The sequence below is a fragment of the Enterobacter sp. MEB024 genome (genome assembly GCF_030209635.1).
GTDB lineage: Bacteria > Pseudomonadota > Gammaproteobacteria > Enterobacterales > Enterobacteriaceae > Enterobacter > Enterobacter ludwigii.
In genome coordinates this window covers 18,070-31,366 of record NZ_JARVRQ010000006.1, presented here as the reverse complement: position 1 = coordinate 31,366, position 13,297 = coordinate 18,070, and the positions used below count along the sequence as shown (strand labels likewise).

Genomic DNA, 13,297 nt, shown 5'->3' with positions numbered 1-13,297 from the left:
GATTGAAAAGGAGCCGCCTGAGGGCGGCTTCTTTTTGTCACCCGTCACACGAAATCAGACAGGCTCCAGTATCCCTGTGCTGATATGCGACATATCATGTCGCCAGAATTAACCCCCATCTTAATCGTTGACAGTCTCAGGAAAGAAACATGGCTACCAATGCAAAACCCGTGTACAAACGCATTCTGCTTAAGCTGAGTGGCGAAGCGCTGCAGGGATCGGAAGGCTTCGGTATTGACGCAAGCATCCTTGACCGCATGGCACAGGAAATCAAAGAACTGGTCGAACTGGGTATTCAGGTTGGCGTGGTCATTGGCGGTGGCAACCTTTTCCGTGGTGCTGGTCTGGCGAAAGCGGGGATGAACCGCGTTGTGGGCGACCACATGGGTATGCTGGCAACCGTGATGAATGGCCTGGCAATGCGTGATGCGCTTCATCGCGCCTATGTGAACGCCCGCCTGATGTCCGCAATCCCATTGAATGGCGTCTGCGATAACTACAGCTGGGCAGAGGCGATTAGCCTGCTGCGCAACAACCGCGTGGTGATCCTCTCCGCCGGTACGGGTAACCCGTTCTTTACTACCGATTCCGCTGCCTGCCTGCGCGGTATCGAGATCGAAGCCGATGTGGTTCTGAAAGCGACCAAAGTGGATGGCGTGTTTACTGCCGACCCGGCAAAAGATCCGTCTGCCACCATGTACGATCAGCTGAGCTACAGCGAAGTGCTGGAAAAAGAGCTGAAAGTGATGGATCTTGCCGCCTTTACGCTGGCTCGTGACCACAAACTGCCGATCCGTGTCTTCAACATGAACAAACCTGGCGCACTGCGTCGCGTGGTCATGGGTGAAAAAGAAGGCACTTTGATCACAGAATAATTTCCGTCGGCGATAAATACAGGTAAGATTCCGCTTTATTTTGTAGTGGTATCTTACCTGGGCGCGCCTTTGGCGTTGTCAGAATTAAACGCGACTATACTTAGCACACCTGTAGCGCTGTGCTGGCGGATAGTCTGCCTGAGACAAGTTTTCAAGGATTCGTAACGTGATTAACGAAATCAGAAAAGATGCTGAAGTACGCATGGAAAAATGCGTAGAAGCGTTCAAAACCCAAATCAGCAAAATCCGTACTGGCCGTGCTTCCCCAAGCCTGCTGGATGGCATCATCGTAGAATACTACGGCACGCCAACGCCACTGCGTCAGCTGGCGAGTGTTACCGTTGAAGATACCCGTACGCTGAAAATCAACGTCTTCGATCGTTCTATGAGCCCAGCGGTTGAGAAAGCGATCATGGCGTCTGACCTCGGTCTGAACCCAAGCTCTGCGGGCGCTGACATTCGCGTTCCACTGCCTCCACTGACTGAAGAACGTCGTAAAGACCTGATCAAAGTCGTTCGTGGTGAAGCTGAGCAGGGTCGCGTATCCGTGCGTAACGTACGTCGTGATGCGAACGATAAACTCAAAGCGCTGCTAAAAGAAAAAGAGATCAGTGAAGATGACGATCGTCGTTCACAGGACGACATTCAGAAGATGACGGATGCTGCGATCAAGAAAATTGATGCGGCGCTGGCAGATAAAGAAGCGGAACTGATGCAGTTCTGATTTCTGTCGTACACTGATAAACGCCGTTCAGAAGGACTTCGGGTCTTGCTGGCGGCGTTTTGCTTTTATCTGGTCTAACTTTTTTCGGGCATCTCATGAAGCATTTAACACTCCTTGGCTCAACCGGCTCTATCGGTTGCAGCACTCTCGACGTTGTTCGCCATAATCCTGAACATTACACCGCGACCGCGCTGGTGGCCGGTAAGAATGTGCAGCGTATGATCGAACAGTGTCTGGAGTTTACGCCTCGCTATGCGGTTATGGATGACGAAGAGAGCGCCCGCCTGCTCACCGCGCAGTTGCGTGAGAAAGGCTGTCGTACCGAGGTCCTGAGTGGCCAGCAGGCGGCCTGCGACATGGCTGCGCTGGATGAGGTTGATCAGGTCATGGCGGCAATCGTCGGGGCTGCAGGGCTGCTACCGACGCTTGCCGCTATTGATGCCGGTAAAGAGGTTCTGCTGGCTAACAAAGAGTCGCTGGTGACCTGCGGACGTCTCTTTATGGAGGCGGTGAAGCAGCGCGGGGCGCGTCTTTTACCGGTCGACAGCGAGCACAACGCGATTTTTCAGAGTTTACCGCAACCTTTTCAACAGAACCTGGGGTACGCTGACCTGGAGCAGAATGGCGTTGTATCGATTTTGCTTACCGGGTCAGGTGGCCCGTTCCGTGAAACGCCACTGTCTGAACTGAGCGCAATGACGCCTGAGCAGGCGTGCCGTCATCCGAATTGGTCAATGGGGCGTAAAATCTCCGTTGACTCCGCCACCATGATGAACAAAGGTCTGGAATACATTGAAGCGCGCTGGCTGTTCAATGCGTCGGCGAAACAGATGGAAGTGCTGATCCACCCGCAATCGGTGATTCACTCGATGGTGCGCTATCAGGATGGCAGCGTCCTTGCGCAACTGGGCGAACCGGACATGCGCACGCCTATCGCGCATGCCATGGCGTGGCCGAATCGGGTGAAGTCCGGGGCGAAACCGCTCGATTTTTGCAAGCTGAGTTCACTGACCTTTAGCGAACCGGACTACGATCGTTATCCGTGTCTGAAGCTTGCGATGAAAGCCTTTGACCAGGGGCAGGCGGCGACGACGGCACTTAATGCAGCTAATGAAATTACCGTTGAGGCATTTCTGAATCAGCAGATCCGATTTACCGATATTGCGACGTTGAATTTATCGGTACTGGAAATGATGGATTTGCGCGAACCACAAAGCGTGGAAGAGGTGCTGGCGGTGGATGCACAGGCTCGCGTTATTGCACGTAAGCAGGTGACACGCCTCGCAAGCTGGTGATAAAGCAAGCACTAGTGGTTGTGCTATTTGTTAGCGTTGGGCTTCAGTGATATAGTCTGCGCCACCTGATCGCAGGTATTTGACTTTACGTGGTCAGGTAAGCCGTGGTTTGACACGGCTTTTTTACGTATAGGCTTCAGTATTCCTGAGTACCGTTAAATCCTTTTCAGGGACCAAAAACGCGTTATGTTGTCTGCGAATCAACCAATAAGCGAAAACTTGCCAGCTCATGGCTGCCGTCATGTAGCAATCATTATGGATGGCAACGGCCGCTGGGCGAAAAGACAAGGGAAGATACGAGCCTTTGGGCATAAAGCTGGGGCGAAATCTGTTCGCCGCGCCGTTTCTTTTGCCGCCAATAACGGCATTGATGCGTTAACGCTCTATGCTTTTAGCAGTGAAAACTGGAATCGACCGCCGCAGGAAGTGACCGCGTTGATGGAATTGTTTGTGTGGGCGCTCGATAGCGAAGTAAAAAGCCTGCACCGCCACAACGTCCGTCTGCGTATTATCGGCGAAACCAGTCGTTTTAACTCACGTTTGCAGGAACGGATTCGTAAAGCAGAAGCGCTGACTGAAAATAATACCGGTCTGACGCTCAATATCGCGGCGAATTACGGTGGACGCTGGGATATTATCCAGGGCGTTCGGCATCTGGCCGAACAGGTTCAGGAAGGGCTGTTGAGACCCGACCAAATTGATGAAGAGGCGCTGAGTAAGCAAATCTGCATGAATGAACTGGCACCTGTGGATTTGGTAATTAGGACAGGGGGAGAACATCGCATCAGTAACTTTTTGCTGTGGCAAATTGCCTACGCCGAACTTTACTTTACTGATGTTCTTTGGCCCGATTTTGATGAACAAGACTTTGAAGGTGCGCTGCATGCCTTTGCCAATCGAGAGCGTCGTTTCGGCGGCACCGAGCCAGGTGGCGACAAAGCCTGATGGGGGTAGCTTTTGCTGAAGTATCGCCTGATTTCCGCTTTTGTATTAATACCCATTGTCATTGCGGCGCTGTTTTTACTGCCCCCGGTGGGATTCGCTATTTTGACGCTGGTGGTTTGCATGCTCGCCGCGTGGGAATGGGGTCAGTTTAGCGGCTTTACCTCACGCACTCAGCGGGTATGGCTGGCGGTACTCTGTGGCTTTATCCTGGCCCTGATGCTGTTTACCTTGCCTGAATATCACCATGATATTCATCAACCGCTGGTTGCCGGTTCCCTTTGGATATCGCTGGGCTGGTGGGTTGCCGCGCTGCTGTTGGTGCTTTTTTACCCAGGTTCCGCGGCATTCTGGCGTAATTCAAAAGTGTTGCGTCTTATTTTTGGCCTGCTCACAATTGTTCCTTTTTTCTGGGGTATGGTCGCACTGCGCGCCTGGCACTATGACGAAAACCACTACAGCGGCGCGATCTGGCTGCTTTATGTGATGATTCTCGTCTGGGGGGCTGACTCTGGGGCCTATATGTTTGGTAAACTGTTTGGCAAACATAAACTGGCGCCAAAAGTTTCTCCGGGCAAAACCTGGCAAGGATTCATCGGCGGCCTGTTTACGGCAGCAATCATTTCCTGGGGCTATGGCGTCTGGGCGAATCTGGAAGTTGCACCGTCAATACTGCTGGTGTGCTCTATTTTTGCTGCGCTGGCCTCGGTACTCGGTGATTTAACCGAAAGTATGTTTAAGCGTGAAGCAGGGATTAAGGACAGCGGACACCTGATTCCAGGACATGGCGGTATACTGGATCGCATTGATAGCCTGACAGCGGCTGTTCCAGTGTTTGCGTGCTTGCTTTTACTGGTATTCGGGACGATTTAACGGAAGGTTTTATGCTGAGCATTCTCTGGAATCTGGCGGCGTTCATTGTTGCACTGGGTGTACTGATTACCGTGCATGAATTTGGCCATTTCTGGGTTGCTCGCCGTTGCGGTGTGCGGGTAGAGCGGTTTTCCATCGGTTTTGGTAAATCACTCTGGACGCGCACTGACCGCCACGGCACAGAATTTGTCATCGCTCTTATCCCGCTTGGCGGCTACGTTAAGATGCTCGACGAACGCGTTGAGCCTGTCGCCCCTGAGCTACGACACAGCGCATTCAACAACAAAACCGTTGGACAACGCGCCGCCATCATCGCTGCCGGGCCGGTAGCCAACTTCATCTTTGCTGTTTTCGCCTACTGGCTGGTGTTTATCATCGGCGTGCCTGGCGTGCGTCCGGTTGTGGGTGAAATTGCGCCTGATTCCATCGCGGCGAGTGCGCAAATTACGCCGGGGATGGAACTTAAAGCGATTGATGGCATCGAAACCCCTGATTGGGATGCCGTGCGTCTGCAGCTGGTAGCCAAAATTGGCGATCGGCAGACAACATTCAGCGTGTCGCCGTTTGGTTCTGACCAGCGGCAGGACAAAGTGCTCGATTTACGTCACTGGCGTTTCGAGCCAGACAAAGAAGATCCCGTCTCTGCGCTGGGCATTCGTCCACGCGGTGCGCAGATTGAGCCGGTATTAGCCGAAGTACAGGCAAACTCGGCTGCCAGCAAAGCAGGTTTGCAAGCGGGCGACAGGATCGTTAAAGTCGATGGTCAACCATTAACAGAGTGGATGACCTTTGTTACTCTGGTGCGCGATAATCCGGGCACGTCGCTCGCGCTGGAAGTTGAAAGGCAGGGCAGTCCGCTTTCGCTGACGCTGACTCCGGATACGAAGTCGGTCGGCAAAAAGGCAGAAGGGTTTGCAGGCGTTGTGCCGAAAGTCATCCCGCTGCCAGATGAGTACAAGACAATACGCCAGTATGGGCCGTTCAGCGCCATCCTTGAAGCCACGGATAAAACATGGCAACTGATGAAGCTGACGGTAAACATGTTGGGGAAATTGATAACCGGTGATGTGAAACTGAACAACCTCAGTGGGCCAATTTCAATAGCTCAGGGGGCTGGGATGTCAGCGGAGTTCGGGGTGATTTACTATCTCATGTTTCTTGCGCTCATTAGCGTGAACCTTGGGATAATCAACCTGTTCCCGCTTCCCGTTTTAGACGGGGGTCATCTGCTGTTTTTGGCGATTGAAAAGCTAAAAGGCGGGCCGGTATCCGAGCGAGTTCAAGACTTTAGTTATCGCATTGGCTCGATTTTGCTGGTGCTGTTAATGGGGCTTGCACTTTTCAATGATTTCTCTCGGTTGTAAGAGAGTTAGTTAGGAAGAACGCATAATAACGATGGCGATGAAAAAGTTGCTCATAGCGTCGCTGCTGTTTAGCAGCGCCACCGTATACGGTGCTGACGGGTTCGTAGTGAAAGACATTCATTTCGAAGGCCTTCAGCGTGTCGCCGTTGGTGCGGCCCTCCTCAGTATGCCTGTGCGCCCCGGCGATACGGTTAATGATGATGACATCAGTAACACCATCCGTGCTCTGTTTGCCACTGGCAACTTCGAGGATGTCCGCGTCCTGCGCGATGGTGATACGCTTCTGGTTCAGGTAAAAGAACGTCCGACGATCGCCAGTATCACCTTCTCCGGTAACAAGTCGGTGAAAGATGACATGCTCAAGCAGAACCTTGAAGCATCTGGCGTACGTGTGGGGGAATCCCTGGATCGCACAACCCTTTCAGACATAGAAAAAGGTCTGGAAGACTTCTATTACAGCGTGGGTAAATACAGTGCCAGCGTGAAAGCGGTTGTGACGCCGTTGCCACGTAACCGTGTTGACCTGAAACTGGTCTTCCAGGAAGGTGTTTCTGCGAAGATTCAGCAGATCAACATCGTGGGTAACCACGCGTTCAGCACCGATGAACTGATCTCTACGTTCCAGCTGCGCGACGAAGTGCCATGGTGGAACGTGGTGGGCGATCGTAAATACCAGAAGCAGAAACTGGCGGGCGACCTTGAAACCCTGCGCAGCTACTATCTGGATCGCGGTTATGCCCGTTTCAACATCGACTCGACTCAGGTCAGTCTGACGCCAGACAAGAAAGGCATCTACATTACGATTAACATCACAGAAGGCGATCAGTACAAGCTTTCTGGTGTTGACGTGAGTGGTAACCTGGCAGGCCATTCTGCTGAGATCGAATCGCTGACTAAAATTCAGCCGGGCGAGCTGTATAGCGGGTCTAAAGTGACCAAAATGGAAGACAGCATTAAGAAGCTGCTCGGCCGCTATGGTTATGCTTATCCGCGTGTACAAACTCAGCCTGAAATCAACGACGCGGATAAAACTGTGAAGCTTCACGTTAACGTTGATGCGGGTAACCGTTTCTACGTGCGTAAGATCCGCTTCGAAGGTAACGACACCTCCAAAGATTCCGTCCTGCGTCGCGAGATGCGTCAGATGGAAGGCGCATGGTTAGGTAGCGACCTTGTTGACCAGGGTAAAGAGCGTCTGAACCGTCTGGGCTATTTCGAAACGGTTGATACCGATACCCAGCGTGTTCCGGGCAGCCCGGATCAGGTTGATGTCGTGTATAAAGTCAAAGAGCGTAACACCGGTAGCTTTAACTTCGGTGTGGGCTACGGTACTGAAAGTGGCGTCAGCTTCCAGGTCGGCGTACAGCAGGATAACTGGCTGGGTACGGGTTACTCCGTAGGTATCAACGGTACCAAAAACGACTACCAGACCTACTCTGAGTTCTCTGTTACCAACCCATACTTCACCGTAGATGGTGTGAGCCTGGGCGGTCGTATCTTCTATAACGACTTTAAAGCAGATGACGCGGATCTGTCTTCTTACACCAACAAGAGCTACGGTGTAGATGGTACGCTCGGCTTCCCGGTTAACGAATATAACTCGCTGCGCGCTGGTTTAGGTTACGTGCATAACGACCTGTCCAACATGCAACCGCAGGTGGCGATGTGGCGTTATCTGGACTCTATTGGCCAGTCAACCAGTAAAAATGGGGACAACAACGGCTTTGCTGCTGATGACTTCACCTTCAACTATGGCTGGACCTATAACCGTCTCGACCGCGGTTACTTCCCGACGGAAGGTTCTCGTGTCAACCTGAACGGTAAAGTGACCGTTCCGGGGTCTGATAACGAGTTCTATAAGGTAACGCTGGACACCGCGTCCTACTTCCCAATTGATGACGACCACAAGTGGGTAGTCCTGGGTCGTACCCGTTGGGGCTATGGCGATGGTTTAGGTGGCAAAGAACTGCCATTCTATGAGAACTTCTACGCCGGTGGTTCCAGCACCGTTCGTGGCTTCCAGTCCAACAACATTGGTCCGAAAGCGGTCTATTACGGCGGTAACGACACCGATAACTGTAATAAATCGTCGTCTTCTGAAGTCTGTAGCTCTGATGATGCGGTGGGCGGTAACGCCATGGCCGTTGCCAGCCTGGAGTTCATCACGCCTACGCCGTTCATCAGTGATAAATACGCAAACTCAGTCCGTACATCCATCTTCTGGGATGCCGGTACTGTATGGGATACCAACTGGGAGAATACTGCCCAGATGCGTGCGGCAGGCGTACCAGACTACAGCGATCCGAGCAATATTCGCATGTCTGCAGGTATCGCATTACAATGGATGTCACCGCTGGGGCCGTTGGTCTTCTCTTACGCCCAGCCGTTTAAGAAATACGATGGAGACAAAGCGGAGCAATTCCAGTTTAACATTGGTAAAACCTGGTAATAATCCGCTGCAATGGAATGCGTTGGCAGTGTAGCGCTGACAACTGGCGATCGGTAACACGATCGCCTTGCCACGCAAAGAACGGTACCTTCTGGTGCCAATGGGATGGTAAGGAGTTAATTGTGAAAAAGTGGTTATTAGCTGCAGGTCTCGGTTTAGCGATGGCAACCTCTGCTCAGGCAGCAGACAAAATTGCAATCGTCAACATGGGTAATTTGTTCCAGCAGGTTGCACAGAAAACAGGTGTTTCTGCGACGCTGGAAAACGAATTCAAAGGCCGTGCAAGCGAACTGCAGGGTATGGAAAACGATCTTCAGTCCAAAATGCAGCGTCTGCAGCGTGATGGTTCTACCATGAAAGCGAGCGACCGTAGCAAACTGGAAAAAGACGTAATGGCTCAGCGTCAGACGTTCTCCCAGAAAGCGCAGGCTTTCGAGCAGGATCGTCAGCGTCGTTCTAACGAAGAGCGTGGCAAGCTGGTGACTCGCATTCAGACTGCTGTTAAAGCAGTTGCTGCCGATCAGAGCATCGATCTGGTTGTTGATGCGAATGCCGTTGCTTTCAACAGCAGCGATGTTAAAGACATCACCGCTGATGTTCTGAAACAGGTTAAATAAGTAATGCCTTCAATTCGACTGGCTGATTTAGCTCAGCAGTTGGATGCAGAATTACACGGTGATGGCGATCTCGTCATCACCGCTGTTGCGTCCATGCAATCTGCTAAAGCCGGCACTATTACCTTCATGGTAAGCCCTAAGTACCGTGAGCAACTGGCTCAATGCCAGGCGTCAGCTGTTGTTCTGACGCAGGACGATCTTCCGTTTGCCACTGGAAGCGCGTTGGTAGTGAAAAATCCCTACCTGACGTATGCACGCATGGCACAAATTCTTGATTCCACGCCGCAGCCGGCGCAGGACATTGCTGCCAGTGCAGCGATTGATCCGACGGCTCAGCTTGGTCACAACGTGGCAGTTGGCGCAAATGCCGTTATCGAATCTGGCGTGGTGCTGGGCGATAATGTTGTCATTGGCCCAGGTTGCTTCGTTGGGAAAAATACGAAAATCGGCGCCGGGACCCGTTTATGGGCCAACGTGTCTGTTTACCATGAAGTAGAAATTGGCGAAAATTGCCTCATTCAGTCCAGCACAGTGATTGGTTCTGATGGCTTTGGCTACGCTAACGATCGTGGTAATTGGGTTAAGATCCCACAGCTTGGTCGCGTGATTATCGGCGATCGTGTTGAGATCGGTGCTTGTACCACCATTGACCGTGGTGCACTTGACGATACGATTATTGGCAATGGTGTTATCATCGATAACCAGTGCCAGATTGCGCATAACGTTGTGATTGGCGACAATACCGCGGTTGCGGGTGGCGTTATCATGGCGGGCAGCCTGAAAATTGGCCGTTACTGCATGATCGGCGGTGCGAGCGTGATTAATGGCCATATGGAAATATGCGACAAGGTGACCGTGACAGGAATGGGCATGGTAATGCGTCCTATCACCGAACCTGGCGTCTATTCCTCTGGCATCCCGCTGCAACCCAACAAGGTATGGCGTAAAACAGCTGCTCTGGTGATGAATATTGATGATATGAGCAAGCGACTCAAGTCTCTTGAGCGCAAAATCGATCAACAAGACTAAGCGTTCATCCGTTTAATGCTATATTCCCCGGCCTGTCGGCTTTCTTATAAACCGGCAGGCCGTGTTATTATTTTTATCAGTACATTTTGACAGGAAGAGTATTTTGACTACTGACACTCATACTCTGCATATTGAAGAGATTTTAGAACTTCTGCCGCACCGCTACCCGTTTTTGCTGGTAGACCGTGTGCTGGATTTTGAAGAAGGTCGTTTTCTGCGCGCAGTGAAAAATGTTTCCGTGAACGAGCCGTTCTTCCAGGGACACTTCCCGGGTAAACCTATCTTCCCGGGTGTGTTGATTCTGGAAGCGATGGCACAGGCTACCGGTATTCTTGCGTTTAAAAGCGTGGGCAAACTGGAGCCGGGTGAGCTGTACTACTTCGCGGGTATCGATGAAGCGCGCTTCAAGCGTCCTGTCGTGCCTGGTGATCAGATGATCATGGAAGTCACTTTTGAAAAAACGCGTCGCGGCCTGACTCGCTTCAAAGGCGTAGCTCTGGTTGATGGCAAAGTTGTTTGCGAAGCGACTATGATGTGTGCTCGTAGCCGGGAGTCTTGATACGTGATTGATAAATCCGCCTTTATTCATCCTACCGCCATTGTGGAAGTCGGTGCCATCATTGGTGCTAACGTCCATATTGGCCCATTTTGTATTGTTGGACCCCATGTCGAAATTGGTGAGGGTACAGTACTGAAATCTCACGTTGTCGTGAATGGTCATACGACTATTGGCTGCAATAACGAGATCTATCAGTTCGCTTCCATCGGCGAAGTAAACCAGGATCTTAAATATGCTGGTGAGTCGACCCGTCTGGAAATCGGCGATCGTAACCGCATTCGCGAAAGCGTCACCATTCATCGTGGAACAGTACAGGGTGGTGGATTGACGAAGGTGGGCAGCGACAACCTGTTTATGGTTAATGCGCATATCGCGCACGACTGTACGGTAGGTAACCGCTGTATTCTTGCCAACAACGCAACGCTGGCAGGACACGTATCGGTAGATGATTTCGCAATTATTGGCGGCATGACCGCAGTCCATCAGTTCTGCATCATTGGTGCACACGTGATGGTCGGCGGATGCTCCGGTGTGGCGCAGGATGTCCCACCGTTCGTCATTGCGCAGGGTAACCATGCCACGCCGTTTGGCGTGAACATCGAAGGCCTCAAGCGTCGTGGCTTTAGCCGCGAAGCGATTACTGCAATCCGCAACGCGTACAAACTGTTGTACCGTAGCGGTAAAACGCTGGAAGAGGCGAAGCCGGAAATTGTCGAGCTGGCGGAAAAGCACCCTGAAGTGAACGAGTTCATGACGTTCTTTGACCGTTCCACAAGGGGTCTGATTCGTTAATGGTCGACAGTCGTCCGCTTACGATAGCCCTGGTCGCCGGAGAAACCTCCGGCGATATTCTTGGTGCAGGTCTTATCCGTGCGCTCAAGGCCCGGGTACCCAATGCGCGCTTTGTAGGCGTTGCTGGCCCGCTGATGCAGGCCGAAGGCTGTGAAGCCTGGTATGAAATGGAAGAGCTGGCTGTGATGGGCATCGTTGAGGTGCTGGGTCGCCTGCGTCGTCTGCTGCACATTCGTGCCGATCTCACCCGTCGCTTTACCGAACTCAAACCCGATGTGTTTGTCGGTATCGATGCACCGGATTTCAACATTACCCTCGAAGGGAATCTGAAGCAGAAGGGCATCAAAACCATTCATTATGTCAGTCCGTCTGTCTGGGCGTGGCGACAGAAACGCGTTTTCAAAATCGGACGGTCAACCAACCTGGTGCTGGCTTTTCTGCCTTTCGAAAAAGCGTTTTACGACAAATTTAATGTCCCGTGCCGTTTTATCGGTCATACCATGGCGGATGCAATGCCGCTGGATCCGGATAAAAACGCGGCGCGCGATGTGCTGGGTATTTCTCATGATGCGCACTGTCTGGCACTGCTGCCTGGTAGCCGTGGTGCAGAAGTCGAGATGCTCAGCGCGGACTTCCTGAAAACGGCGCAAATCCTTCGCAAGACCTATCCTGACCTCGAAGTGGTTGTGCCGCTGGTGAATGCAAAACGTCGCGAGCAGTTTGAGCGCATCAAGGCGGAGGTTGCTCCGGATCTCCATGTTCATCTGCTGGACGGGAAGGGCCGTGAGGCGATGGTCGCAAGCGACGCCGCACTGCTGGCCTCGGGCACCGCTGCGCTGGAGTGTATGCTGGCGAAATGCCCGATGGTGGTAGGCTATCGCATGAAGCCGTTCACCTTCTGGCTGGCGAAACGTCTGGTGAAAACGGACTATGTCTCTCTGCCAAACCTGCTTGCCGGGCGCGAGCTGGTGAAAGAGCTTCTGCAGGATGAGTGCGAGCCGCAGGCGTTGGCCGATGCGTTGTTACCGCTACTGGCCGACGGCAAAACCAGCCACCAGATGCATGATACGTTCCGCGAACTGCATCAGCAGATCCGCTGTAATGCCGATGAACAAGCGGCTGAAGCGGTGCTGGAGTTAGCAAAATGATGGAATTTATTTATCCTCACACCCACCTCGTGGCGGGTGTGGACGAAGTCGGTCGTGGCCCGTTAGTGGGTGCAGTGGTGACCGCTGCGGTGATCCTCGATCCTGCTCGCCCGATTATCGGGTTAAACGACTCTAAAAAATTGTCTGAAAAGCGCCGTCTGGCGCTGTTTAGTGAGATTCAGGAAAAGGCGCTGGCCTGGAGCCTGGGGCGTGCAGAGCCGCATGAGATCGACGAACTCAATATTTTGCATGCCACTATGCTGGCGATGCAGCGTGCAGTGGCGGGTCTGAAAATTGCCCCGGAGTATGTCCTGATTGACGGAAACCGCTGCCCTGCGTTGCCGATGCCGTCAATGGCGGTGGTGAAAGGCGATAGCCGGGTCGCAGAAATCAGTGCGGCTTCTATCATTGCCAAAGTGACGCGTGATGCCGAAATGGCCGCGCTGGACCTCACTTACCCTCAGTATGGCTTCGCCCAGCATAAGGGTTATCCAACGGCCTTTCATCTGGAAAGGCTGGCTGAACATGGCGCAACTGAACATCACCGACGCAGCTTTGGCCCGGTGAAACGCGCGCTGGGACTGGTGTCCTGAATCAATACGCAAGCAATTAAGTAACGCGGAATCTGAA

The 13,297-nt window shown here is 52.5% G+C and carries 13 protein-coding genes; all 13 read left to right on the top strand.

Annotation, left to right across the window (positions count from 1 at the left end; genetic code table 11):
• The first annotated feature begins 149 nt into the window (after nt 1-149).
• The 13 genes from pyrH to rnhB all read left to right on the top strand — a co-directional run bounded on the left by pyrH (nt 150) and on the right by rnhB (nt 13,260).
• Complete coding sequence (gene pyrH / locus QRN24_RS11795) at nt 150-875, top strand: UMP kinase (protein WP_003856194.1); 726 nt, start codon at nt 150-152, stop codon at nt 873-875.
• 166 nt (nt 876-1,041) lie between these two features.
• Nucleotides 1,042-1,599 carry a ribosome recycling factor gene (gene frr, locus QRN24_RS11790; protein ID WP_014168702.1) on the top strand — a complete coding sequence of 186 codons (558 nt, stop codon included), beginning with the start codon at nt 1,042-1,044 and terminating at the stop codon, nt 1,597-1,599.
• A gap of 95 nt (nt 1,600-1,694) precedes the next feature.
• Nucleotides 1,695-2,894 carry a 1-deoxy-D-xylulose-5-phosphate reductoisomerase gene (gene ispC / locus QRN24_RS11785; protein ID WP_284942738.1) on the top strand — a complete coding sequence of 400 codons (1,200 nt, stop codon included), beginning with the start codon at nt 1,695-1,697 and terminating at the stop codon, nt 2,892-2,894.
• Between the two features lie 186 nt (nt 2,895-3,080).
• Nucleotides 3,081-3,839 carry a (2E,6E)-farnesyl-diphosphate-specific ditrans,polycis-undecaprenyl-diphosphate synthase gene (ispU, locus tag QRN24_RS11780; protein ID WP_014168704.1) on the top strand — a complete coding sequence of 253 codons (759 nt, stop codon included), beginning with the start codon at nt 3,081-3,083 and terminating at the stop codon, nt 3,837-3,839.
• 12 nt (nt 3,840-3,851) lie between these two features.
• Complete coding sequence (gene cdsA / locus QRN24_RS11775) at nt 3,852-4,709, top strand: phosphatidate cytidylyltransferase (RefSeq protein WP_014168705.1); 858 nt, start codon at nt 3,852-3,854, stop codon at nt 4,707-4,709.
• 11 nt (nt 4,710-4,720) lie between these two features.
• Nucleotides 4,721-6,073: a sigma E protease regulator RseP gene (gene rseP, locus QRN24_RS11770; RefSeq protein ID WP_020882618.1), complete on the top strand. Its 1,353-nt coding sequence runs from the start codon at nt 4,721-4,723 to the stop codon at nt 6,071-6,073.
• Nucleotides 6,074-6,104: 31 nt separating this feature from the next.
• A complete protein-coding gene (gene bamA, locus QRN24_RS11765) occupies nt 6,105-8,522 on the top strand; it encodes an outer membrane protein assembly factor BamA (protein ID WP_014168707.1) in 2,418 nt (805 codons plus the stop codon).
• A 122-nt stretch (nt 8,523-8,644) separates the two neighbouring features.
• A complete protein-coding gene (gene skp / locus QRN24_RS11760; RefSeq protein ID WP_020882619.1) occupies nt 8,645-9,139 on the top strand; it encodes a molecular chaperone Skp in 495 nt (164 codons plus the stop codon).
• A gap of 3 nt (nt 9,140-9,142) precedes the next feature.
• Complete coding sequence (gene lpxD, locus QRN24_RS11755) at nt 9,143-10,168, top strand: UDP-3-O-(3-hydroxymyristoyl)glucosamine N-acyltransferase (RefSeq protein WP_014168709.1); 1,026 nt, start codon at nt 9,143-9,145, stop codon at nt 10,166-10,168.
• A gap of 103 nt (nt 10,169-10,271) precedes the next feature.
• The gene (fabZ, locus tag QRN24_RS11750) at nt 10,272-10,727 is read left to right on the top strand and encodes a 3-hydroxyacyl-ACP dehydratase FabZ (RefSeq protein WP_010426706.1); all 456 of its coding nucleotides are present in this window, start codon (nt 10,272-10,274) and stop codon (nt 10,725-10,727) included.
• Nucleotides 10,728-10,730: 3 nt separating this feature from the next.
• Nucleotides 10,731-11,519: an acyl-ACP--UDP-N-acetylglucosamine O-acyltransferase gene (gene lpxA / locus QRN24_RS11745; protein WP_032679642.1), complete on the top strand. Its 789-nt coding sequence runs from the start codon at nt 10,731-10,733 to the stop codon at nt 11,517-11,519.
• Nucleotides 11,519-12,667 (top strand): lipid-A-disaccharide synthase, encoded by a 1,149-nt coding sequence (gene lpxB / locus QRN24_RS11740; protein ID WP_014168713.1) that lies wholly within the window; start codon nt 11,519-11,521, stop codon nt 12,665-12,667. The genes lpxA and lpxB overlap by 1 nt, the downstream gene beginning before the upstream one ends.
• Nucleotides 12,664-13,260, top strand: a complete 597-nt coding sequence (rnhB, locus tag QRN24_RS11735) for a ribonuclease HII (RefSeq protein WP_032679643.1) — start codon at nt 12,664-12,666, stop codon at nt 13,258-13,260. Before lpxB ends, rnhB begins: the two co-directional genes overlap by 4 nt.
• The last annotated feature ends 37 nt before the right edge of the window (nt 13,261-13,297 follow it).